Origin of the sequence: Komagataeibacter sp. FNDCR2 (assembly GCF_021295395.1) — a bacterium.
Taxonomy (GTDB): Bacteria; Pseudomonadota; Alphaproteobacteria; order Acetobacterales; family Acetobacteraceae; genus Komagataeibacter.
This window is the reverse complement of sequence record NZ_JAIWOU010000001.1, coordinates 65,001-88,003: the sequence shown is the minus strand read 5'-3', so window position 1 is coordinate 88,003 and position 23,003 is coordinate 65,001. Positions and strand designations below refer to the sequence as shown.

Here is a 23,003-nt window from a genome sequence, read left to right as displayed (position 1 = left end):
GCCGTATGCCACGCATGCCATCCCGGCGGTTGATATCAAGCAGGATGTCAAAGACCTTCAGGGGGCACTCTTATCCCCACCCGCTACTGCTCCTTTCCAGTCATGCGCCACACAACACCGCCCACATCGTCGGCCACCAGCAATGCTCCCGAATGATCCATCGTAAGGCCCACCGGTCGACCATGCACATGCACTTCGTCCGGTGTCAGAAAGCCCGTCAGCACGTCAACTGGCGGCCCGGACGGCTTCCCGTCAGCGAATGGTATGTAGATAACCTTGTAGCCGCTCTTGGGACGGCGGTTCCACGATCCATGCTGTGCCACGAACATCCCGTGGCGCCAGGCATCTGGAAGCCGGGTGGCATCCTGGGAGAAGGTGATGCCGAGGGAGGCCGTATGCGGGCCAAGCGCGTAATCCGGCGCGATCGCCTGCGCAACGAGGTCCGGTCGCTGCGGCGAAACCCGTGTATCAACGTGCTGGCCATAGTAGCTATAAGGCCAGCCATAGAATGCGCCCTCCCTGACCGAGGTGATGTAGTCGGGGACGAGATCGCTACCGATTTCGTCACGCTCGTTGACCGCCGCCCACAGGGCACCGCTCTCCGGCTCAAAGGCCAGGCCGTTCGGGTTGCGCAGCCCCGTCGCATAGGGCGTCAACTTTCCGGTGGCCAGAGCGAGCCGATCGATTCGTGCCCGTCCTTCCTCAACTTCCATCCCGTTATCGGCAACGTTGCTGTTGGATCCGACGGTCACATACAGAAAACGGCCGTCCGGACTGGCAAGCAGGTTCTTCGTCCAGTGATGGTTGTAGCCGGCCGGCAGATCCGTGACCTTGGTGCCCGGCGCATCAATCCGCGTGTCACCGTCATGATAGGGAAAGCGGAGAATGGCATTGGCGTTGGCGACATACAGATCGTTGCCCACCAGAGCCATCCCGAAAGGCGAATAGAGATGGTCAAGAAAAACCGTGCGGGTATCCGCCGACCCGTTCCCTGTCGTGTCACGCAACAGGATGATCCGGTCCGGGCTGGCCTTCCCCGCGCCAACCTTGCCCATCACAAACCCCGCAATGCGATTCTTGAGGGTCTGGACATCCGTTTTGGGCGAGTTGCTCTCAGCCACCAGAATATCGCCATTGGGTAACCGGTAGAGCCATCGGGGATGATCGAGGTCCTTCGCATAGGGCGTAACAGTCAGCCCTTGAGCGGGTACGGGCGCCTGACCGTCCGACCAACCCACAGGCGTCGCGACATTGACGGTGGGAAACAGGGTATGGCGGGGCTGCGGCAGATCAGGGTGCGGGCCTGTTCCTGCCATCACGGGAAGGGATGCCATTTCCGGACGCAGCCCAAGTTCCCATGTCGCTGCACCGAGCACCGCCAGTCCGATCACTCCGACACCACCCCATCCTATCCACGTCTTCATATTATTCTCACGGTTCCATGGTGCCGGGACGATCCTGCGCTCTGCACTCTGATGTGACATCAGTCTTAAACGGAACAAAGCCAAGAACGTCTGCCAGATGGGCACGATAGCGCGCGATCGTCTGGTCAACGTGTGGTTCCTTGATGACGTTAGTCGCCAGATACGTCGGAAGCGGTGTCATCCCCAGGAACTCATTGGCCTTGTGGAAAGGGAAATAGACCGCATCGATCCCCTTCCCTGCAAAGAACTGCCTCGGATCGACAAAGGCTTCTTCCGGGGCGTTCCATGTGAGGGAAAGCATGTAATGCTTCCCCTGCAGCAGGCCGCCTGAACCATATTTGCGCTCAGGATGCGACCGGCTGCGCCCGTCATTGGCGTAAAGCGTGCCATGCCCGGCGGTGAAAACTTCATCGACATATTTCTTGACGGTCCAGGGCGCGCCCATCCACCAGCCCGGCATCTGATAGACGATCAGGTCAGCCCACTGAATATTTTCGACTTCCATCTGAATATCGTAGCCAGCATCGATCTTTGTCTGCCGCGTGCTGAAACCCGCGTTCGACAGGATCTCAAGGGCGACGTCGTGCAGCGTATCGTTCAGACGGCCATGAGAATGGGCAAAAGCCTTTCCGCCGTTCAGAAGGAGAATGTTTTTCATCGCAATAGTGTCCTGCAAAAGCATCCCGGATACGCCTGACCAGAATTCAGAGCCAATGTCCGGAAGAATTTTCAATATGATGACGCATCAGCAGTGCGAGCGGCATCTGTTCCCTACGGAACATGATGAACTTGACAGGGTTTGATAATCCGTCGCTTCTCCACAGAACTTGTGAACCTGTTTCATCAAAGGGGCGCTGATGGACAACCGGATTGGCGAAATGCAGATGTTTCTGCGTGTCGTGGAAAGCGGCAGTTTTTCCGAAGCAGCGCGCCTGTCGATGACAACGCCCTCGACGATCAGCAAACTGATTGCCCGCGTTGAAACACGCCTTGGCGTACGCCTGCTCGAACGTTCGACACGCCGCCTTTCCATCACGCCGGAAGGGCGGCTTTACTACGAACGTGCTCAGGCGCTGATCGCCCAACTTTATGACATGGAACATGCGCTCACAACAGGATCGGTTCGGCCGGGCGGCACTGTGCGCATCAACGCCTCGGTGGCCTTTGGAACACTGGCGCTCGAACCTCTCCTTCCAGAATTCTGGGGCGCCTATCCGGATATCGTCGTGGATCTGTCGCTCTCCGATGAACTGACGGATCTTTATCTTGATCGTACGGATGTCGCCTTTCGGGTCGGACCATTGCAGGACTCAAATCTGACAGCCCGGCATATCGGCACGGCACGACGCAAGATTGTTGGATCGCCGGATTACCTGAGTCGGTTCGGCACGCCACAAAGCATTGATGATCTGGACCGCCACAAATGCCTCGGCTTCAATTTCCGACGTGCCGCCCCTGTCTGGCCGCTACAGGAGAAAGGACGCATCGCGGATCGTATCGTCCGAGGCCCCCTGCTCGCCAATAACGGGGAAACAGTAAGGCGCCTGACTCTAGCGGGCGCAGGGCTGGCACGGCTTGGCGACTACCATGTGCGCGACGACATCAAGGCCGGCCGCCTCGTCGAAGTTCTGGCTCATGCGGACGCGCAGGACGAAGAAGAGATCCATGCGCTCTATCTGGGCGGCAAACAGGCGCCCCAGCGCGTAAAGGTATTTCTCGACTTCGTTATTCCGCGCCTTCAGGCATACATGCGTGCCTAATCCGCATGGAGACCATCCGATATTGAATGCATCCTCTTCCACCACGATCCTGTAGCGGGATGGCTTATTACCATTGTACTCCTGAAAACTGGTGGACGCGTCAAGGTGCGATGCACGGTTTCAACAAGTTCGGTCGAATGCCAAACGAGCGGTGAGGATGGCAGCATGGCTCCTGTTGGCCCATCGGATCAGGGCGGTCAGCGGCTCCAGGATCGTAACGCCAAGGGGGGTTAACCGGTACTCGACGCTAGGCGGTTTGGTCGGAAACACCGCGCGTGCAATCAGACCGTCGCGCTCGAGGTCGCGTAAGGTCTGCGTTAACATCCGTTTGGAAATGTCCGGTATCGCACGCTGAACGGCGCTGAACCGATGCGGGCCTGCCGCGAGTGTCCCGAGTATGAGCGTCGACCATTTATCTCCGATGCGATCGAGAACATCACGCACCGCGCACTCTCCATCAGCCAGTCGGTCACATTGCCATTCCGCAGAAAAGTCCCGTACGACCTCGCCTGCCGGGACGGTTACTTCTGCCTCACCCTGTCCCAAAATTCTGCCTCCTTCACACCGCTATTGGTCTCACCTAGTTACCTTGTGTCAATTGTGAACCGCAAGGAAGAGCGACGATGCCTGCTACATCCAAGATTTTTGTCACCGGTTCTACCGGCCACCTCGGAAACCTGGTCATCGATGCGCTCCTTGAGACGCTGCCCGCCAGCGTCATTGTGGCGGGCGTGCGTAATCCGTCCCGCGAAGCTGCAATCGCGATCCGCAACAAAGGCGTGGACGTTCGCGTGGCCGATTATGACCGGCCGGAAACGTTAAATAGCGCGTTTGCAGGGATCGATCGGCTCCTCCTCATTTCCAGCAGTGAGGTGGGGAAGCGGACAACTCAGCATCGAAATGTCATCGCGGCAGCCAAAGGCGCAGGCGTTGACCAGATCGCCTATACCAGCCTTCTCCACGCAGACACTTCTCCTCTGTTCCTTGCCCGCGAGCATTACGAAACCGAACTTGCGCTGCAGGAGGCCGGCGTGCCCTTCGTTCTGCTTCGGAATGGCTGGTACACCGAGGTTTACACGTGGAGAATACAACCTGCCCTGCAGGCAGGCGTCTTCCTCGGCGCTTCCGGAGATGGACGTATCTCCTCTGCTGCGCGTGAAGATTACGCAAGGGCTGCTGCGGTGGTGCTGGCGGACGGGAACCACGCCGGCCGGACCTATGAACTGGCTGGCGACGCCTCCTACACACTCCCCGACTTCGTCGCTACTGTCGCGAAGATCTCTGGCAAACCACTGCCCTACCGAAACATGGCTCCGGAAGATTATCGCCAGGCGCTGCTTGCCGCGGGGACGCCGGAGCCTCTTGCCATGATCCTTTCCGACACCGATGCGGGCGTGGAAAAAGGGGCATTATTTGATGACAGCGGCGATCTTGCCCGGCTGATTGGGCGAACGACCACTCCTTTCGATGTCACCATAGCCGAGTTCTTCTGATTCCTCACCCGGAGGGCCGACCTTTGTAGTCTGCAGAGATCGGCCCACGTCCCAGCTCCAGTCGTTTATTTTACTGCCGGGCGGTCCGGACGTTCGTGAATTACCGGGGCCGTCATACCCAGAACATTGCATCAAATGCAGACATCACCCTGACAGCTGCCGAAAAGTTATATCTCGCCACCAAGAATAAGCCTCACCCTATGCAAAGCTTGCGTTCTTGACCTTCAGGAGGGGGATGTCGGTCTTCATACTCCGCACGCCTTTGATCCGTGCAAGCTGTTCACTCTGAAAACGTCTCAGTCCTGGAAGGTCTTCTGCAACAACGCGCAACAGGAAATCACAATCTCCCGCGAGGACATGCGCTTCTGTCACCTGTGGAAGTTTTCCAATTTCCTCGACGAAATGCTCGGACTGCCGCTCGTCTTCTCCCGTCAGCCATATCCTGACAAAGGCCGTCACGCCGAACCCGGCTTTTGCAGGATTCACAACGGCGACGTAGCCCTCGATAACGCCGCTTTCTTCCAGCATCCGCACCCGGCGCAGGCATGGTGATGGAGAGAGCCCAACGCGCCTCGCAAGTTCATTGTTGGGGCAGCGGCCATCTTCCTGAAGAACACGAAGAATACGCCGATCAATCGCATCCAGTTTCATTGACATCTTATATCAGGGATGAGCGTACTGACGCAATCATATGCCAAATATTGATGGAGAAATTGGCATAAACGCAACCTCATATCCGCTGGTCCGCGCTATCCTGCCCTCTCTCGCGTCGTAGGGTGGCGATCCGGAGCATAATCGGAGAGCATGAAAACGCCGTGGGACCTTGTGGATTTTCTTCTAAAGCGACGCATCTTCGATGAATTTGCATACACTTCTTGCCTTCTGGACGATCTCCATCCTCCTTGCCGCAACCCCTGGTGCTGACTGGGCATATGTCATTTCCGCGGGAATACGTGATCATGCCGCAGTCGTTCCCGCTGTGTTCGGCCTGTTTCTGGGATATCTCGCCATTACCGGAACGGTCGCAGGCGGTATCGGCGCGCTTGTCGCCAGCATGCCACTTGCGGTCACCATTCTGACGTTTGCAGGCGCGGCCTATCTTATAAAACTGGGCATTTCCCTGTTGCGTCATCCTCCCCTGCCGAAAGAAGGACATAAACGGGAAACAAGCGTACGGCGCTGGATTGCCAAAGGGTTCGCCATCAGTGGCCTGAACCCCAAGGCTCTTCTGTTTTTTCTCGCCCTTCTGCCCCAGTTTACAAATCTGGGTTCTTCGTGGCCGATCTTTTTGCAGATCGGGGTTTTGGGAATCATTCATACAATAAACTGCGTATCCATCTATCTGATGGTCGGATTTGGCGCACGGACAATCTTAAGCAGCCGCCCCAGAGCCTCCATCGTGACGGGCTATATATCCGGAGCAATCATGATTATGCTTGGTCTGGGTCTGGCGTCGGAAGACATCATAAAATTACTTCACTCATGACAATGGAATATGGAGAGCGAAGATATTGGAAACTGGCTCTCTGCACAGGTTCCATGAATTAGAGTGAAGCCCGCTGTATCGATTTCCCGATTTCCATGAATGTCGAGACTGCGGGGTTTTTCGTAGTAATCGGCGCTCGAAGGACAACGTCGAGTTGAGGCGCGTCTGTCAAAGCCCGTGATATCAGCCCGGCCCCCAGTTCGGCACACAGCGATGCGGGGATAAGGGCTACCCCCAGCCCTTTCGCAACAAGCTGGATGATCGTGTGCTGTAACCGCGGTTCAAGCACGACATGTGGGACAATTCCCCTGGCAGAAAAATAGCTGTTGATCGCAGATCGCAGAGCCGGCGCCGTCGCGGCGGGTGCCGCGACGATCTTCTCGTCGCGGAGTTCCTCAGGGCCGATCTGGCCGACCGCGGCAAGGGAATGGTCCTTTTGCATGATGATGCGTAATCGCTCCTTGGCCAGCAGCACGGTCTGCAGGTGCGGCGCATATCCGCAGTCAAATGTTACGGCGGCATCCAGTGTTCCTGCTACCAGCATCTCATCGATCTCGGTCGGCGTGCGTTCATCAAGCACAAGGCGGACATCCGGCCTCGCCTCCGCATAAAGCTGCACGAGTTGCGGTACGACGCTGTGGGCGGCATGCATCATGAATCCAAACCGCATCTCGCCTTTCATGCCGCTGGCAACCAGCCTGACATCCCGACAGGCGTCCTCAAACTGCCCCAGTACATTTCGGCAATCTTTCATGAAGTGTTTCCCGGCCGGGGTCAGCGCTACGTTGCGCGAGTTTCGTTCAAACAGCTTCACGCCCAACGTGTGCTCGATCATGGCAATCTGACGACTGAACGGCGGCTGGCTCATGTTCATCCGCTCGGCGGCCCGACCGAAATGAAGCGTCTCCGCCAAGGCCATGAAATACCGCATATGCCGCGTGTCCATCTGATACCCTGAAAGCATTGATCGTGAACCATATGAGCATTGGATTATATCAATAGCGTCCGGTAGCGTCACGCTTTTGCTGACCGCCCGAGATCTCTGATGCTGAACAATCTGCTGATCGTCCTGCCTATCTTTGCCCTCATCCTCACCGGATGGATCGCACGCAAATCAGGTGCGCTTGGCCCGAATGCCACGCGTGAGGTCAATCGGCTCGTAGTCTATCTTGCGCTGCCCGCGGTGCTGTTCGACATCGTGGCGAATGCAAAAATGACTGATCTGTGGGAGCCGGGATTCATTGCGGCGTTCACGCTTGGCTGTTTTATCGTGTTTGCCGGGACGCTGTGGTGGCGGGTATCAACAGGACATCATCTTGCCGATGCCGCCATTGACGGACTGAACGCGAGCTATGCCAATACGGGGTTCGTCGGCTTCCCGCTCGTCCTGTCTCTTGTCGGCGATACCGGCATGGCACCGACGCTTATCGCCACGATCGTGACGGTCTGTGTGCTGTTTGTCATAGCGATCGTTTTGATCGAGGCCGGATTGCAGACCGAAGCACGGCCGCGCGATATCGTCGCGAAAACGCTCTTTTCGCTGGTAAAAAATCCATTGCTGGTGGCGCCAGCACTTGGTGGCCTTGTCATGGTATCGGGTGGCCACCTACCGGAACCCATTCATGCCTTCCTGAAGCTTCTCGGCGGGGCAGCATCCCCTTGCGCCCTGATCGCCCTCGGTCTGTTCCTTGCCGGGAATTCGGCTGGTGCCGCGTCTGCACGCCCGTCGACTGCCGCCATTCTTGTCGGCCTGAAGCTGATCGCCCAGCCTCTGGTTACGTGGGTCATCGCAGCGCCCGTGCTCCACCTGCCTCCAGCAATGACACATATTGCCGTGCTTCTTGCCGCACTGCCCACGGGAACCGGATCGTTCATGCTGGCGGAATTCTATGATCGGGAGGCCGCCCTTACCGGACGGGTCGTTCTGGCCTCCACGGTGTTCTCGATTGCAACGATCTCGCTCTATCTCGCCTTTGCGCCCGTGTAGGGACGCTCACGCGCATTGTGGATGAAGTCGCAGGCCAATAATCTCCACCAGCCAGTCCACGAACACACGCACGCGTGGAGAAAGCTGCCTGTTGCTCGGATAAAGCACCGAAACCGGCGTTGGCGTCGGTGGGAAATCAGGGAGGACTTCGATCAGCGTGCCATTTGCAAGGTCATCCTCAAAACCATAGCGCGGAACCTGCACGAGGCCAAAGCCGAGCCTGGCCGCTTCGGCATAGGTATCAACACCCCCAACCAGCAGGCGTGCGGGAAGCGAGACCTCGATCACCTCCTCTCCGCGCGTAAACTCCAGTGGCAGAATCTGGCCGGTGCGTGAGGACACGAAGCCAATCATCTGATGGCCCGCAAGATCAGCGGGAGAAGCAGGCATTCCGTGCCGCGCCAGATAGTCCGGGCTGGCGACCGTCACCTCTTCCATAACGCCCAGCGGCCGGGCGATCATGTCGCTATCCGGCAGGCTTCCGGTCCGGACCACGCAATCTACCCCTTCGCGCACCAGATCGACAAACCTCTCGCCCTCGCCAAGATGAACGGTCAGCGCCGGGTGGCGCGCAAGGAAGTCCGGCAACGCTGGCAGCAGGGTCATGCGCGCCAGACGCCCGATCACATCAGCGCGCAAGAGACCGGCCACAGCCCCACTCGCACCACGATCGGCATCTTCAAGGTCCGCCAGGATCGCCACGCACCAGCGATAATAGGCAGCGCCTTCTTCAGTTGGTCGGACGTGGTGGGTGGAGCGGTGCAGCAGTCGGGTACCGAGCCTTTGCTCCAACGCCTTGATCGCGGCGGTCGCAACCGGGCGGGAGACGCCGCAATCAGTTGCCGCGGCGCTAAACAACAATGCGAACGAAGAGGTCGAGTGTGGCAAGCCTGTCCATGGGATTATTCCATGGCGCAAAACAATGCTGACGGAAAGAGCGGTCTTATCGAACGGGCGATGGTGTGACCAAGATTGGTTCCTCACCAGATGGAGATACTCATGCCAGAAGCGAACACCATCGCCATTGTCACCGGCGGCAGCCGTGGACTGGGTCGCGCCACCGTTGAGGCTCTCGCCCGACGCAGCGTCTCGTCGATTTTCACCTATCACACCAACGGATCCGCAGCCGATGACGTGGTTGAGAATGTCCAGAGCAGCGGCGCCCGCGCGGTGGCCCTGCAACTCGACACCGGCGATACGCATGCCTTTCCTGCCTTTGCCGACGAAGTCCGACGCGTGCTGGGCGAATGGGGCGCGGAGCGTTTCAATTATCTGGTCAACATGGCCGGCACATCCCATGAGGGGCTGTTCGGCGAGGTGACCGAGGAGGATTTCGACGCCGCCTATCGGGTTCATGTCAAAGGTCCGTTCTTCCTGACGCAGACGCTGCTGCCGCTGATTGCGGATGGAGGCCGGATCGTGAACATCTCATCCGGCCTGACGCGCTTCGCCTATCCCGGCAGGGTTGCCTACGCTGCCATGAAAGGCGCGGTGGAAGTCATGACGCATTACATGGCCAAGGAACTTGGGACCCGTCGTATTGCCGTCAACACGGTCGCGCCAGGCGCGATCCAGACGGATTTCTCGGGCGGCATGGTACGGGACAATCCGGACATCGCCCGCCATATTGGGGAGATCACCGCACTTGGCCGTCCCGGCCTTCCGGATGACATTGGCCCGATGATCGCTTCGCTCCTGTCAGAGGACAATCGCTGGGTGAACGCGCAGCGGATCGAAGTTTCTGGTGGTCAGGCCATCTGAAGGCTGGCCGTTCCACAAACGGAACGCCACAATGATATATGAAGCGGCTCGGAGACCATGTCTGGTCTTCGGGCCATGAGCAATAATGGGCCTGGGCATTGGATGAGATGATCAGAAGCAGTCAGCGTAGGCCCATGCCGAACTCTCTGTGCTGCACGATCATCGTGCTGGCCGCCTGCGTTCTCCTGCCACGCGTGGGATTTGCCGGTGATCGCACCGCACCGGGGATTACTGGCAACATTCCAGATCCGGGCATCAATGAACGTGTCATGAATATACCTCTCCATGCAGGCGGGTCTGTCCGGGCCATTTTCAGTTCCCCGGAGCGGCCATTGGCAACGATCATCATGTTTCCGGGCGGAACTGGTGACATCGGCCTCGGGCAAGACGGACGCATCCGTCATGGCGACAACTTCGTCGTGCGAACGCGTGGCGCGTGGAACAGGCAGGGGTTTGCGGTTCTCATTCCCGATACAGTTGGTCGTCTCAATCTGCGCGGGCAGCGTAGTTCCGCGTATTATGCCCATCTTGTCGAGGATATCATCGCTTTCCTGCACAGACAGGACTCAAGGCCTGTTTTTCTACTTGGTACAAGCCAGGGCGCCATTGCAGCCGTCAATGGCGCGGCCCATGCCGCTTCAGGGGATATCGCCGGTGTCGTGCTGACTGAATCGGTGTCCGTTATGGGCGGCAGCGGGGAAACCGTTTTCAGCGCCCATCCAGAGAAGGTACAGGCCCCCGTTCTCGTTGTCGCCAATCACGATGACCGATGCAACGTTGCCCCGCCGCAGGACGCAAAGCGAATTGGCGCGGCCATGACAGGCAGTCGTGAAGTCACCGTGTTAATGGTGGCAGGCGGCACAACCCGGTCTGAAAAGAACTGTGGTTCGCTTACGCCACACGGCTATTTTGGCATTGAGGCAGAGGTCATTACCCGCATTAGTGCATGGTTGGAGGCTACGATCCGGGCAGATTCCTTGAAGTAGAACAGCGCTTTTTCCGGAATAATGAACCGGCAATGTCCAGCCTCTGCCTGCTCACGTCCTGAAGTTACTCAAATCCTCTGCGACAGATAATCACCAAATATCGTATTTCCCGGAATCTCGGGCTGTCTGATGACGGATTATTCCATTGCGAGGAAAGTGAAGCCAGCCGCCTCTTTGGTTTCTGTAAATATTCTCGGCCAATCTCAATCAACAGATGTGTTCCGCTGGACAGAATGGGCATACCGATCGCCCCATGTCTTGAGCGCCTGAATGACCGGCTTCAGCGTCTTTCCCAGATCGGTCAGGGCGTATTCCACATGCGGCGGCACTTCGGGGAAAACGGTGCGTGACACCAGTCCGTCGGCCTCGAGTTCGCGCAACTGGTTGGTCAGCATCCGCTGCGTGACATTCGGCAGGCGGCGGCGCAGTTCGCCGAACCGCAGCACCCTGTCCTCGAACAGGTGATACAGGATCAGCGCCTTCCACTTGCCCCCGAACAGTTCGAGCGTGGCCTCCACCGTGCAGCCGGGGCTGCAGGCCAGCGTGGTGTGACGGATGCGGGGCATGGTATCATTCCTGACACTAGTGGCGGTTTATGCGCGTTCTTGCGCACACCGCAGGCTGGGTCAATGTTTACATGCGGGCCGGACAGATGGCCTGTATTTGTGAACAAGGTTGATTATATCTTCATCTTCGTTATTCGGTCCCGTGCGACTGGGCGACCTTCCCCTTGAAAACCGGATCTTCCTGCCGCCACTGACACGCTGCCGCAGTACCCAGCCCGGAGACATCGCCAACGCGTTGATGGCCGAATATTACGCGCAGCGCACTCGGGCGGGTTGCCTGATTACCGAAGGCACGCAGATCGAACCCCGCGGACAGGGTTATGCGTGGACGCCGGGCATTTACTCCCCCGAACAGATCGCAGGCTGGAAACTCGTCACCGACGCGGTGCACGCAACGCGGCGGCCCATCTTTGCACAATTGTGGCATGTCGGCCGCGTCTCCCACCGCGCATTGCAGCCCGGTCATGAGGCACCGATCGCCCCGGCCGCCGTCGCGGCAACAGGCGTAAACGTGTTCATCCCCACGGGACCGGGCACGGGAAAGCTGGTCCCACCCGACATGCCGCGCACACTTTCCGTCCCCGAAATCCATGAACTGGTGGAGATGTATGCGCAGGCGGCGCGTAATGCGCTGTCCGCAGGCTTCGATGGCGTGGAGATCCACGCCGCCAATGGGTATCTGATCAACCAGTTCCTATCCGAACGCGCCAATTTCCGCACCGATGCTTATGGCGGCAGCCTGTCCAACCGCCTGCGCTTCCTGCGCGAGGTGGTGGAAGCCGTCTCCGCCGTGGTTACGCCTGACAGGATGGGCGTGCGGTTTTCCCCGCTGTTTGGCACGACCACACAAGAGCGCGTCTATCTCGGCCTGCTGGAGGACAATCCGGCGGAGACCTACACGCAGGCCGTACGCGTGCTGGCCGAGGCAGGCATCGCCTATGTCTCGCTGGCCGAGGCTGATTGGGACAACGCACCCGAAATGCCGGACGCCTTCCGCGCCAGCGTGCGCGACATCTTTGGCGGCCGCATCCTGTGCGCGGGTCGGTACGACCTGCACAAGGCGCAGCATGTGCTGGGCCATGGATGGGCGGACATGATCGGCTTTGGCCGGAAGTTCATCGCCAATCCGGACCTGCCCGCGCGGCTGGAACATAACTGGCCGCTCAATCCGCTGGACCCGGCGACGATGTATGGCGGCAGCGCGCATGGCTACACCGACTACCCTTTCCATAACCAATAAACAGGGAAACGGACCAATGAGTTTTTACCAGACCCTCAACCCGACCACGGAAACCGTGGAACGCACGTTCGAACTGCACACCGCCGCGCAGATGAAGGCGATTGTCGATCGCGCGGACCATGTGTGGAAGACCGACTGGAAGAAGCGCGATATCGCCGCTCGCAAGGTCATCATGTCGAAGGCCGCCGACCTGCTGCGCCGCGACCGGGTGGCCCATGCGCGCCTGATCGCGACCGAAATGGGCAAGGCCCTGCCTGACGCGCTGGAAGAAATCGACATCACCGCTGATATCCTGTCCTTCTATGCCGATGGTGCGGCAGAATTCCTTGCCCCCACGCATCTGAAGGTTAAGGAAGGCCATGCGAAGATCATCAACCAGCCTCTGGGCCTGATCTACTGTATCGAGCCATGGAATTTCCCCTATTACCAGCTTGCCCGCGTGGCGGGGCCGAACCTGATGGCGGGCAACGTGGTCATCGCCAAGCACGCGCCCAACGTGCCGCAATGCGCGCTGGCCTTTGAAAAGCTGTTTCATAACGCGGGCGCGCCTGCTGGCGTCTATACCAATATCTTCCTCGACAACGATCAGTCGGCCGAACTGATCAGGGATGTCCGCATCCGTGGCGTCGCCCTGACCGGCAGCGAACGCGCGGGCCAGACGGTCGCGGCCGAAGCGGGGGCGGCGCTGAAGAAGGACACGATGGAACTTGGCGGCAGCGACGCGTTCATCGTGCTGGATGACGCGGACCTTGAACTGGCGGTCAAGTGGGCGACGTGGGGCCGGTTTGCCAATAACGGGCAGGTCTGCACGGCGGCCAAGCGCATGATCGTGCATGAGAAGGTCTATGACGCCTTCCTCGCGGGCCTGAAAAAGGCGATCACGCAGTTCCGCATTGGTGATCCGCTGGCCGAGGGCACCACCCATGGCCCGATGAGCAGCAGGAAGGCACTCGACACCGCACTGGCGCAGACCGACGAAGCGGTCAGGGCAGGAGCGACGCTGGTGGCCGGGGGCAAGCGGATGGAGCGGACAGGCTTCTTCATGGAACCGACCATCCTGACCAATGTGTCAAAGGACAACCCGGTCTTCTATCAGGAGATTTTCGGCCCCGTTGCCGTCGTGCACAAGGTCGCGGGCGAGCATGAGGCCATCGAACTGGCCAATGACTCACCCTATGGCCTTGGCGGGTTCGTGTTCTCGCGTGACCTTGGCCGGGCGGAACGGGTGGCCGAAGCAGTCGAAACCGGCATGATGTTCATCAACACGGCGACGGCCGCAGCCCCGGAACTGCCCTTTGGCGGGATCAAGAACTCTGGCTTTGGCCGCGAACTGTCCTTCCTGGGCATTGAGGAGTTCATCAACCGTAAACTGATCCGCGTCGCCTGACAGGCATGATGCCGTTCCCTGTCCCGGACAGAATCCTGTCCGGGACAGGGCTATTCAGCTCAAAAGGGCAAATGCCAGACATGAGGGCGAACGCTGCCGATCCGCTCGGAACTGCTTTGCGCTTCAGCGCTTTGGCGGAACAATTGCCAGTTGTTCGCGGACACTCGGACGCTCCTGCATCCTCGCGAACCAGTCTAAAAGTGCTTCGCATTCCTGCGGGATCGGCAATTTTACGGCTGCTGCAAATATAAAGCCCCCGATGACTGCAATATCCGCCATCGAGAAAGCCTCACCAGCTATGAAGGACTGTTTCCTCAGTACCGCATCGAAGTAATGCATTCCGCGCAAAGCCTTGTCACGCTGGCGGAGGCCCCACTCCCGGTTCTGGTAGAGTTCCACATCTGGACCAAGACCCGGTGTGGCATGATGAAAATAGACGCTGATGGCGTCCAGCATCTCGATCTCGGCACGTTTTGTCATCATCTGGATCACGCCTTTCTCAAGCAGCGTTCGACCGGTCAGCGTGGGTTCCCCGACAAGCGCATCAAGATAGACCGTGATCGCCGTACATTCAGCGAGGCAAATTCCGTTGTCCAGTTCAAGAACTGGCAACGTTCCGGAATAATTCTTGGCGAGGAAAGCAGAGCTCTTGTGTTCCCCTTTCCACAGGTTAACCGGCACGAATTCGACGTCGGACTGGAGATTCTTTTCTGCCAAGGCAATCCGGACACGGGCTGGATAAGGTCCTGTGGGCCAGTCGTAAATTTTCATTGGAGCAGCCTTATTGGCACCGAAAGCGAAAATGTCAGGGGTCGTCCGGACAATCACCCCGGCCTCTCGGGACTGGAACTGTGACTGTCCGGGATCCTTCCCTACGGCGTTGACTGAAATGCCTTGCGGCCTTCTGAATCCAGTGCCACGAAGTCCTCGTCAGAGAGGCTGATGTCAGCAGCAGCGACATTCTGCTCCAGATGCGCGACCTTCGAGGTGCCGGGAATTGGCAGCATTACCGGACTGCGTTTCAGGACCCATGCCAGTGCGATCTGGCTCGGGTGCGCGCCGTATTTTCCTGCCATGGTGTCCAGAATTGAGCCCGGCTTCGCGAGATCACCGGCGGCGAGCGGAAACCAGGGGATGAACCCGATGTTCTGCGCCGTGCAATAATCGAGCACGTCCTCGCTGATGCGATCAACGAGATTATAGCGGTTCTGGACGGTGGCTACGTCAAAGAACTTTGACGCAGCCTTGATGTCTGCGACGGACACCTCGCTCAGCCCCGCATGACGGATCAGTTTCTGGTCGATGAAGGACCTGACCGCATCGAACTGCTCATCGGCCGGGACCTTGGGATCGATCCGGTGCAACTGCCACAGATCAATCTGCTCGACGCCGAGATTGCGCAGGCTCTTGTGTACCTGCTGCAGCAGGTATTCCGGCCGCCCGACCGGCTTCCAGATATCCGGTCCCGACCGGGTCAAACCACCCTTGGTCGCGATCACGAGGCCCTTGCGGTACGGGTACAGCGCTTCCCTGATCAACCATTCCGAGACATCGGGACCGTAGGAATCGGCGGTGTCGATGAAGTTGACGCCGATCTCCGGAAGGCGCCTCAGCGTGCGGATGGCCTCATCATGATCGGCGGGCGGTCCCCATATGCCCGGGCCTGTGATGCGCATCGCGCCGAAGCCAAGCCGATGAACGCTGAGATCGCCACCGATCGTGAAAGTGCCCGCGTTGGCGGCATTAGCGGATGAATGGGTCATGGCCCTCGTTCCTTTTTCCAGCGGGTGAATGGAGGTCAATAATTCCGTCAGGCCGCGAAGCCACCATCGATATTGTATGCAGCCCCCGTGATGATGCCGGCCTCTGGCCCGGCAAGATACGCGACCAGCCCCGCGATCTCCGCGCCCGTGGCATGGCGCTTGATCGCCATGAAGTCGTGCATGACGTCCTTCAATGGCCCATCGGCAGGGTTCATGTCGGTATCGGTGGGGCCGGGCTGGACAACATTGACGGTGATGCCGCGCGCCCCGAAATCGCGCGCCAGTCCCTTGACCATGCCTTTCAGTGCCGCCTTGCTGGCGCTGTAGGCGGCAAGGCCAGTCATCGGCATCCGGTCGGCATTGGCGGAGCCGATCAGGATGATGCGGCCGCCGTCAGGTATATTCCGTGCGGCGGCAACCGCCGCGTGATAAGGCGCGAGGGTATTGATGCGGAAAAGCCGATCGATGGCATCTGGCGGCATGTCCAGCGGGTCACCCGCGCCCAGAATTCCGGAATTGACGACCAGCACGTCGAGAGGGCCGAGCGAGGCGATCAGCGCGATGAGAGCGTCCCGGTCGCCACTGTCGGCGCGCATGGCCCTGCTTCCGGTCTCGGCCGCCAGGGCCTGGGCATCGTCAGGGGAGGACAGATACGTGAAAATGACTTTGGCGCCATCCGTTGCGAAGCGACGCACGATGGCGGCCCCAATCCCGCGACTGCCCCCCAGCACGAGAACGGATTTACCATGAAAGCTGGTCATGACCGCGTTTCCCTCAACGCCAGAATTTCTGTCAGCCTGTCGAACGCTGGCTGGTAGATGTGTGTCGGCATCCGGGTCTCCATGCTGGCAGCATGTTCGGCCGATGCTTCGAACTGGCCGCGCCAGCGGATAAACGTGCGATCGCCATCTGTTATGGGCAGAAGCGTGATGGTCGAGCGGTAGTTCCGGATCGGCAGGGCCGATTCAATGATCGAGAACGTCACTGCATGCTCCACGTCGGACAGCGCCAGAAGCTGTTCACGGATCACACCGACATCACCCATTTCAACACGGCGGATCGCGCCGACACGATCACCGGGATCATCGCCTTCGATCACGCAGCTTTTCACGCCCGGCAACCAGCGACCAAGGGTGCCGAAATCACGGATCAGCCTCCATACGGACGAAACGGGTGCATTGATGACGCTGCTGGCCATAACGTGGATCATACGGATACCCCCTGCCCTTTTCTGTGTGGGATCAAAGTGACTGGCCGCCCGTCACTTCGATGCGCTGGCCATTTACCCAATGCATGTCGTCAGACAGAAGGCCACGCACCGCGGCCCCGATGTCGTCGGGTTGGCCGACACGCCCCAGCGGCGTGATCTCCGCGAGACTTTTGTTGACCGTGGCATCATCACGGACCAGACCGCCACCGAAATCTGATGCGACCGCGCCAGGTGCGACCGCATTGACAGTAATGCCCCGCGCGCCCAGTTCCTTCGCCATATAGAGCGAGATGACTTCGGTCGCGGCTTTCATGGCCGCGTAAGGACCGTGATCCGGCAGGTAGAAGCGCGTCGCGGCAGAGGTGATGTTGAGAATGCGGCCACCATCACGGATCAGTGGAAGAAGGGCTACCGTCAGCAGACAAGGGCCCTTGAAGTGAATGTTATACTGATTGTCGACCTGTTCGGATGTCGCGGCATCGAAGCGTGTGTGAATGATGTTGCCAGCGTTCTGGACAACGTAATTCAGTGCCTGTTGCTCGAACTCGTTTGCGAGAAGGGTTTTGACCTCCTCTGCAAAATTCGTGAACGACGTATGATCTGCGATGTCTAGCTGCAGCATGCGCAGCTTTGCGTCCTTCTGGCTGAGGGCGGTTTCAGCAGCCTTCGCCTCGTCTTCATTGGCATGATAGGTGCCGATCACGCTGATGCCGGCGGCCATCAGATGCTTCGCGATGCTGTAGCCGATGCCGCGATTGGCACCCGTGACGAGGGCGATTTTTGATGGGGTCATGATCGGATTCCTTGAGGAGGCATGGCGTCGTGTTCCGAAGGCACCATTTCCATACCGACCGATCCATAAAAGGAGCGTGGGGCGAGGTCAAGAAATTATGGACCGAACGATACGGAAGAATCGTGCTGCGACCGGCTGGCCTCGCCTCCTTCAGCCCGTCAGCGTTTTTTGGGCCGCTTTTCTGTTTCCGGCTTCACTGCGTTGACATCCCACAAGGTCAGGAGAGACGTGATGGCCGCATCCAGAGTGTCTGCGGTCATCCCGTCCCGGGCTTCGCATGTCATGCCGTGGAAAAAAGTCGCGAGAATATCGGGCAGGACAGCGGTCGCCGGGCACGCCTGCAAGTCGCCTCTGGCGATGGCGCGCTCCACACAGGCCCTGAGGCCTGCCCGCGTGCGCTGTCGTTCTGCGGTGAGAAGGGCGCGGACGGGTTCGTTTTCGGGCGAGCAATTGCTGGCGCCGGACACGACCAGACAGCCGGTCGGATGCGTCCGGGCCGCCTGCATGCGCGCCGAACCGCGTAACGTCCGCTCGATGGCCTCGCGCGGCGGCAGGCTTTCGTCCCATAAGGGCGCCATGACCTGTCCATAGGTCGCCAGATAATGCTGCACGACTTCCCTGAACAGGGCTTCCTTCGAGCCGAATGCGGCATAGAAGCTCGCAGGCGAGATATGGCCCATGCTGGCCTTGAGCTGGGTCAGGGAGGTCGGTTCGTAGCCCTGCGCCCAGAAGAGCGCCGTGGCGGCGTCAATCGCCTTGTCGCGGTCAAACTCACGGGGACGCCCTGTCCGCGCCATGGCCTCGTTCCTTCCGAAAGACTTCCATATTAAGTGATCCAGAAGTGATTGCCAAGGCGGCTGCCTCCTTATATGTGTACCGAACGATCCATATGTGAGCAGCCCATGACCCCGACCATCACAGTGTCCAAGAACAAAACCGACGAGCGCCTGCCGGTCGCCGGCCTGCTCGCGCTGGCCATGACCGGCTTCATCTGCATCATGACCGAAACCCTGCCGGCGGGTCTGTTGCCTGAGATCGGGACCGGCCTGCATGTTTCCGCTGCGCTGGCAGGGCAGATGGTGACGGCCTATGCCATAGGCTCGCTGAGTGCCGCGATCCCGTTGACGCTCGCCACGCAGCGATGGCGGCGCAGAAAGGTCCTGCTGCTGGCGATCATTGGCTTCGTGGTGTTCAATTCCATCACCGCTTTTTCAACACATTACGGCGCGACCCTCATCGCCCGGTACGGCGCAGGTGCGGCGGCGGGTCTCGCCTGGGCGTTGCTGGCCGGTTATGCGCGCCGGATGGTGACGCGCGCCCAGCAGGGGCGGGCTTTGGCGATTGCCATGGTCGGCACGCCGATCGCGCTCTCGCTGGGGGTTCCCGCCGGGACATGGCTGGGCGCTGCCGTCGGCTGGCGCCTGGCTTTCTGGATCATGTCGGGCCTGACCGTGCTGCTGATCGCATGGGTTCTGGCGAAGGTTCCTGATTTTCCGGGGGCCGCGCATCACGAGCGTCTGCCGTTCCGGCATGTTCTGGACATGCCGGGCGTGCGGTCCGTTCTGGGTGTCGTGATGGCGTGGATGCTCGCACATAACGTGCTCTACACCTACATCGTGCCGTTCGTGACACCGGCCGGGCTGGCGGGGCAGGCGGATCGCATCCTGCTGCTCTTCGGGATCGCCGCTCTGGTTGGTATCTGGCTGACCAGCCGCACGGTCGATCACGCCCTGCGCCTGTCCGTCCTGCTCAGTCTGGCCATATTCGCGGTCGTGGCAGTGGCTTTTGCCCTTGGATCAGCGTCGCCTGCGGTGATCATGATCGGGGTGACGATATGGGGGCTGACATTCGGCGGGGCCGCGACGTTGCTCCAGACGGCGCTGGCCGATGCGGCCGGCGACGGCGCGGACGTCGCGCTGTCGATGAATGTGGTGGCGTGGAACAGTGCCATAGCCGGCGGGGGCCTTCTGGGCGGCGTGCTGCTCGACACATGGGGCGCGGCCTCATTCCCCTGGGCCGTGATGGGGCTTGTCGCGGTCGGCTTCCTGATCGCATGCCAGGCCCGGTCCCATGGGTTTCGACCCGGCCATCGGCTCGGGCATGGGAGCGGGAGCTAAGAATTTGATGTGGAGTTACCCTGCGGTTTTAGTAAGGATAAACGCCTTTATGCCAATGATGGTTTGTGTCAGAGGATTTTTACGCATCACCCGACTGGTTGGCCGGACCTTTTCTGATCTTGAATTGGATCTCCCAAAAATGTCCGCCTTGAAGACCATAGGGATAGGCCGCTGAAGGCGCAGAGCTTCTGCGACCGGGCGTTCATCCATACGTCCAGCTCATCCGGCTGCGTCCGGATCACAGGCATAGCCTTCGGATGGATCGCGCCCACTTCCCGGTTGGCCTCTGTGGTCAGGAACCCGAACAGGTCGTCCGTCGTCTCGCCTTCCGCCAGTTTCCGCACTGAGGTGCATCGGCACCAGATCCCGAAAGAAAGCGAGCGGTTCTCCGTCGCTGCGGGCTGGCACGCCGGGAGGCGCTGTGGGCGATCAAGGCGCTACGGGACGAACCGCTGCCGCTGTTCGCTGCAGCGCAGGTGACACGGGAAGCAGAGGAGCCGCATGTGCTGCTGCAGCCCATGCGCGACGGGGCTGAGGTTGTGCGGGACTATAACCGGGGCTTGGCCTGACCCTGCGGGATCATCTCTTGATCTTTCTGCGCGAGGATCTTCAGGCCAGGGACATCATATCCTGTCGGCACGCATTGGCAGCGAAGGATGGGAAGCGTCTCAGCGTGGCAGGGCTGGTGCTGGTCCGGCAGCGGCCCGGCTCTGCCGAAGGCATGGTGTTCATGGACGCTGGAGGACGAGACGGCCAACATGAACGTCATCATCTGGTCCGATATGTTCGACGCAAATCGGCGCGTGGTGCTTGGCGGCCAGATGCTGGCGGCGACAGGCATGCTGCAGAAGGAAGGCGAGGTCGTGCATCTAGTGGCAAAGGAGATTATCGATTTCTCCGGCCTGCTCGCAGACGTTGGTAATCGCACCTCTGCTGAGAGCGCCCATGACAGCGATTCCGCCGGTGAGCGTATCGTCGTCAGATCGCGCACTTTCCACTAATCAATAAGGCTGCCGATAAAGCTCACGCCATCGTGAAAAGCCTTGTTATGAGTCCAAACTACGCTGGAGTTTCACTCCCATTTGCATCCTATACGCATCCTGCAGGTGTATCTGAAACGCAGAAAGCCGCCCTTACGGACGGCTTAACATGCTGATTATATTGAATAAGTTTTGGTTGCGGGGGCAGGATTTGAACCTGCGGCCTTCAGGTTATGAGCCTGACGAGCTACCGGGCTGCTCCACCCCGCGATTGTGAGGGGGATTGGAAGACCTGGCGGCGACCGACTTTCCCGTGCCTTAAGGCACAGTATCATGGGCGCTGGGGTATTTCACGGCCGAGTTCGGGATGGGATCGGGTGGATCATTCCCCGCCATGGCCACCAGGTCATCCAGTCCCCCTGATTGAGGGGAGAGGATGTGGATGGGTTGGTGTGTTTTGTATGAGTGTTGAGAGTGGATGACTGCTGTGCATGTATGTTGCCACGATTGTGGCGATGGAATGAGCCTATTGGGCGATTAGGACCAGTTAGCTGCACGCATTACTGCGCTTCCACACCTGGCCTATTGACGTGATGGTCTATCACGGCCCTTGGGGAGACCTTGTTTTGAGGTGGGTTTCCCGCTTAGATGCTTTCAGCGGTTATCCCGTCCACACTTAGCTACCCGGCTGTGCCGCTGGCGCGACAACCGGTGCACCAGAGGTATGTTCATCCCGGTCCTCTCGTACTAGGGACAAATCCTCTCAAGTCTCCAACACCCACGGCAGATAGGGACCGAACTGTCTCACGACGTTCTAAACCCAGCTCACGTACCACTTTAATCGGCGAACAGCCGAACCCTTGGGACCTGCTCCAGCCCCAGGATGTGATGAGCCGACATCGAGGTGCCAAACCTCCCCGTCGATGTGGACTCTTGGGGGAGATCAGCCTGTTATCCCTAGAGTACCTTTTATCCGTTGAGCGATGGCCCTTCCACGCGGGACCACCGGATCACTATGGCCGACTTTCGTCTCTGATCGAGCTGTCACTCTCACAGTCAGGCGGGCTTATGCCATTGCACTCGACAGCCGGTTTCCGACCGGCCTGAGCCCACCATCGCGCGCCTCCGTTACACTTTGGGAGGCGACCGCCCCAGTCAAACTGCCCACCATGCAGGGTCCCGGACCTGGCTAACAGGCCTCGGTTAGACATCAGAAACAGTCAGGGTGGTATTTCAAGGATGGCTCCACCGGAACTGGCGCCCCGGTTTCAAAGCCTCCCACCTATCCTACACAGAATGTCTCTGATGCCACTGCAAAGCTGCAGTAAAGGTTCATAGGGTCTTTCCGTCTGACCGCGGGTACCCCGCATCTTCACGGGGAATTCAATTTCGCTGAGCCGATGCTGGAGACAGCGGGGAAGTCGTTACGCCATTCGTGCAGGTCGGAACTTACCCGACAAGGAATTTCGCTACCTTAGGACCGTTATAGTTACGGCCGCCGTTTACCGGGGCTTCAATTCGGTGCTTGCACACCTCCTCTTAACCTTCCGGCACCGGGCAGGCGTCAGGCCGTATACGTCGTCTCTCGACTTCGCACAGCCCTGTGTTTTTACTAAACAGTCGCTACCCCCTGGTCTGTGCCACCCACCAATGGTTGCCCACTGATGGGTCTTGCTTATCCCGAAGTTACGCAAGTAATTTGCCTAGTTCCTTCAGCATCGTTCTCTCAAGCGCCTTGGTATTCTCTACCAGTCCACCTGTGTCGGTTTCGGGTACGGTCTATATGCCAGAGCTATTTCCTGGAATGCGCCAAAAGCCGGATCAATCCGTTAAGACCCGACAACATATTGCATTCGTCACTTCTGGCAGGCCCGGGAATATTTGCCCGGTTTCCATCGACTACGGCTTTCGCCCTCGCCTTAGGGGCCGGCTCACCCTGCGCGGATTAACCTTGCGCAGGAACCCTTGGACTTTCGGCGACAGTGTTTCTCGCACTGTTTGTCGCTACTCATGTCAGCATTCGCACTTCCGATATCTCCAGAGAGGGTCA

General features: G+C 59.2%; 21 protein-coding genes, 1 tRNA gene, 2 rRNA genes and 3 pseudogenes (1 of these 27 only partly in view). 10 read left to right on the top strand and 17 right to left on the bottom strand.

The features are described 5' to 3' along the window. Positions 1–83: 83 nt before the first annotated feature. Both LDL28_RS00435 and LDL28_RS00430 read right to left on the bottom strand, forming a co-directional pair. Positions 84–1,424 (bottom strand): sorbosone dehydrogenase family protein, encoded by a 1,341-nt coding sequence (locus LDL28_RS00435; protein ID WP_233056700.1) that lies wholly within the window; start codon positions 1,422–1,424, stop codon positions 84–86. A 7-nt stretch (positions 1,425–1,431) separates the two neighbouring features. Further along, positions 1,432–2,082, bottom strand: a complete 651-nt coding sequence (locus LDL28_RS00430; RefSeq protein WP_233056699.1) for an NAD(P)H-dependent oxidoreductase — start codon at positions 2,080–2,082, stop codon at positions 1,432–1,434. A gap of 199 nt (positions 2,083–2,281) precedes the next feature. On the opposite strand from LDL28_RS00430, the gene LDL28_RS00425 reads away from it, so the two are divergent. Continuing rightward, positions 2,282–3,184, top strand: coding sequence for a LysR family transcriptional regulator (locus LDL28_RS00425; protein ID WP_233056698.1), 903 nt, complete (start codon positions 2,282–2,284; stop codon positions 3,182–3,184). A gap of 120 nt (positions 3,185–3,304) precedes the next feature. On the opposite strand, the gene LDL28_RS00420 is transcribed toward LDL28_RS00425, so the two are convergent. Then, the gene (locus tag LDL28_RS00420) at positions 3,305–3,628 is read right to left on the bottom strand and encodes a helix-turn-helix domain-containing protein (RefSeq protein ID WP_233056697.1); all 324 of its coding nucleotides are present in this window, start codon (positions 3,626–3,628) and stop codon (positions 3,305–3,307) included. 179 nt (positions 3,629–3,807) lie between these two features. Here LDL28_RS00420 and LDL28_RS00415 point away from each other — a divergent pair, with 179 nt between their 5' ends. Beyond that, positions 3,808–4,677: an SDR family oxidoreductase gene (locus LDL28_RS00415; protein ID WP_233056696.1), complete on the top strand. Its 870-nt coding sequence runs from the start codon at positions 3,808–3,810 to the stop codon at positions 4,675–4,677. Between the two features lie 198 nt (positions 4,678–4,875). Here the strand turns inward: LDL28_RS00415 and LDL28_RS00410 are convergent, their stop codons facing one another. Then, complete coding sequence (locus LDL28_RS00410; RefSeq protein ID WP_233056695.1) at positions 4,876–5,328, bottom strand: Lrp/AsnC family transcriptional regulator; 453 nt, start codon at positions 5,326–5,328, stop codon at positions 4,876–4,878. A 205-nt stretch (positions 5,329–5,533) separates the two neighbouring features. On the opposite strand from LDL28_RS00410, the gene LDL28_RS00405 reads away from it, so the two are divergent. Beyond that, positions 5,534–6,163, top strand: coding sequence for a LysE family translocator (locus tag LDL28_RS00405; protein WP_233056694.1), 630 nt, complete (start codon positions 5,534–5,536; stop codon positions 6,161–6,163). Positions 6,164–6,221: 58 nt separating this feature from the next. Here the strand turns inward: LDL28_RS00405 and LDL28_RS00400 are convergent, their stop codons facing one another. Continuing rightward, complete coding sequence (locus LDL28_RS00400) at positions 6,222–7,109, bottom strand: LysR family transcriptional regulator (RefSeq protein WP_233056693.1); 888 nt, start codon at positions 7,107–7,109, stop codon at positions 6,222–6,224. Positions 7,110–7,208: 99 nt separating this feature from the next. On the opposite strand from LDL28_RS00400, the gene LDL28_RS00395 reads away from it, so the two are divergent. Further along, entirely contained in the window at positions 7,209–8,150 is a 942-nt protein-coding gene (locus tag LDL28_RS00395) for an AEC family transporter (RefSeq protein WP_233056692.1), read from the top strand. 6 nt (positions 8,151–8,156) lie between these two features. Here LDL28_RS00395 and LDL28_RS00390 read toward each other — a convergent pair. Next, positions 8,157–9,048: pseudogene (locus LDL28_RS00390) on the bottom strand (LysR family transcriptional regulator). A 101-nt stretch (positions 9,049–9,149) separates the two neighbouring features. Here LDL28_RS00390 and LDL28_RS00385 point away from each other — a divergent pair. Continuing rightward, a complete protein-coding gene (locus tag LDL28_RS00385; RefSeq protein ID WP_233056691.1) occupies positions 9,150–9,911 on the top strand; it encodes an SDR family NAD(P)-dependent oxidoreductase in 762 nt (253 codons plus the stop codon). 134 nt (positions 9,912–10,045) lie between these two features. After that, positions 10,046–10,897: an alpha/beta hydrolase gene (locus LDL28_RS00380; RefSeq protein WP_233056690.1), complete on the top strand. Its 852-nt coding sequence runs from the start codon at positions 10,046–10,048 to the stop codon at positions 10,895–10,897. Between the two features lie 203 nt (positions 10,898–11,100). Here LDL28_RS00380 and LDL28_RS00375 read toward each other — a convergent pair whose 3' ends face one another. Next, a complete protein-coding gene (locus LDL28_RS00375; RefSeq protein WP_233056689.1) occupies positions 11,101–11,463 on the bottom strand; it encodes a helix-turn-helix domain-containing protein in 363 nt (120 codons plus the stop codon). Between the two features lie 115 nt (positions 11,464–11,578). On the opposite strand from LDL28_RS00375, the gene LDL28_RS00370 reads away from it, so the two are divergent. Together LDL28_RS00370 and LDL28_RS00365 are read left to right on the top strand one after the other, a co-directional pair. Beyond that, entirely contained in the window at positions 11,579–12,703 is a 1,125-nt protein-coding gene (locus LDL28_RS00370; protein ID WP_233059139.1) for an alkene reductase, read from the top strand. A 16-nt stretch (positions 12,704–12,719) separates the two neighbouring features. Beyond that, on the top strand, positions 12,720–14,090 hold the full coding sequence (locus LDL28_RS00365; protein WP_233056688.1) for an NAD-dependent succinate-semialdehyde dehydrogenase: 1,371 nt from the start codon (positions 12,720–12,722) through the stop codon (positions 14,088–14,090). Positions 14,091–14,213: 123 nt separating this feature from the next. On the opposite strand, the gene LDL28_RS00360 is transcribed toward LDL28_RS00365, so the two are convergent. The 6 genes from LDL28_RS00360 to LDL28_RS00335 all read right to left on the bottom strand — a co-directional run bounded on the left by LDL28_RS00360 (position 14,214) and on the right by LDL28_RS00335 (position 18,653). Then, the gene (locus tag LDL28_RS00360) at positions 14,214–14,861 is read right to left on the bottom strand and encodes a glutathione S-transferase (protein WP_233056687.1); all 648 of its coding nucleotides are present in this window, start codon (positions 14,859–14,861) and stop codon (positions 14,214–14,216) included. A gap of 101 nt (positions 14,862–14,962) precedes the next feature. Beyond that, the gene (locus LDL28_RS00355) at positions 14,963–15,853 is read right to left on the bottom strand and encodes an aldo/keto reductase (RefSeq protein WP_233056686.1); all 891 of its coding nucleotides are present in this window, start codon (positions 15,851–15,853) and stop codon (positions 14,963–14,965) included. Positions 15,854–15,900: 47 nt separating this feature from the next. Continuing rightward, the gene (gene bdcA, locus LDL28_RS00350) at positions 15,901–16,614 is read right to left on the bottom strand and encodes an SDR family oxidoreductase (RefSeq protein ID WP_233056685.1); all 714 of its coding nucleotides are present in this window, start codon (positions 16,612–16,614) and stop codon (positions 15,901–15,903) included. Continuing rightward, positions 16,611–17,063 (bottom strand): SRPBCC family protein, encoded by a 453-nt coding sequence (locus LDL28_RS00345; protein ID WP_233056684.1) that lies wholly within the window; start codon positions 17,061–17,063, stop codon positions 16,611–16,613. Before LDL28_RS00345 ends, bdcA begins: the two co-directional genes overlap by 4 nt. Positions 17,064–17,094: 31 nt before the next feature. Next, entirely contained in the window at positions 17,095–17,856 is a 762-nt protein-coding gene (locus tag LDL28_RS00340) for an SDR family NAD(P)-dependent oxidoreductase (RefSeq protein ID WP_233056683.1), read from the bottom strand. Positions 17,857–18,014: 158 nt separating this feature from the next. Next, positions 18,015–18,653, bottom strand: a complete 639-nt coding sequence (locus LDL28_RS00335; protein ID WP_233056682.1) for a TetR/AcrR family transcriptional regulator — start codon at positions 18,651–18,653, stop codon at positions 18,015–18,017. A 105-nt stretch (positions 18,654–18,758) separates the two neighbouring features. On the opposite strand from LDL28_RS00335, the gene LDL28_RS00330 reads away from it, so the two are divergent. Next, positions 18,759–19,973, top strand: a complete 1,215-nt coding sequence (locus LDL28_RS00330) for an MFS transporter (protein WP_233056681.1) — start codon at positions 18,759–18,761, stop codon at positions 19,971–19,973. A 159-nt stretch (positions 19,974–20,132) separates the two neighbouring features. Here the strand turns inward: LDL28_RS00330 and LDL28_RS00325 are convergent. After that, positions 20,133–20,375 (bottom strand): annotated as a pseudogene (locus tag LDL28_RS00325) (SOS response-associated peptidase); the annotation flags it as partial. Here LDL28_RS00325 and LDL28_RS00320 point away from each other — a divergent pair. Beyond that, positions 20,372–20,974, top strand: a pseudogene (locus LDL28_RS00320) (OB-fold nucleic acid binding domain-containing protein); the annotation flags it as partial. The pseudogenes LDL28_RS00325 and LDL28_RS00320 sit on opposite strands and share 4 nt — an antisense overlap. Before the next feature lie 172 nt (positions 20,975–21,146). Here LDL28_RS00320 and LDL28_RS00315 read toward each other — a convergent pair. The 3 genes from LDL28_RS00315 to LDL28_RS00305 all read right to left on the bottom strand — a co-directional run. Beyond that, a tRNA-Met gene (locus LDL28_RS00315) sits at positions 21,147–21,223 on the bottom strand. 20 nt (positions 21,224–21,243) lie between these two features. Continuing rightward, positions 21,244–21,359 (bottom strand): 5S ribosomal RNA (rrf, locus tag LDL28_RS00310). A gap of 110 nt (positions 21,360–21,469) precedes the next feature. Continuing rightward, positions 21,470–23,003 (bottom strand): 23S ribosomal RNA (locus LDL28_RS00305); it runs 1,209 nt beyond the window's last position.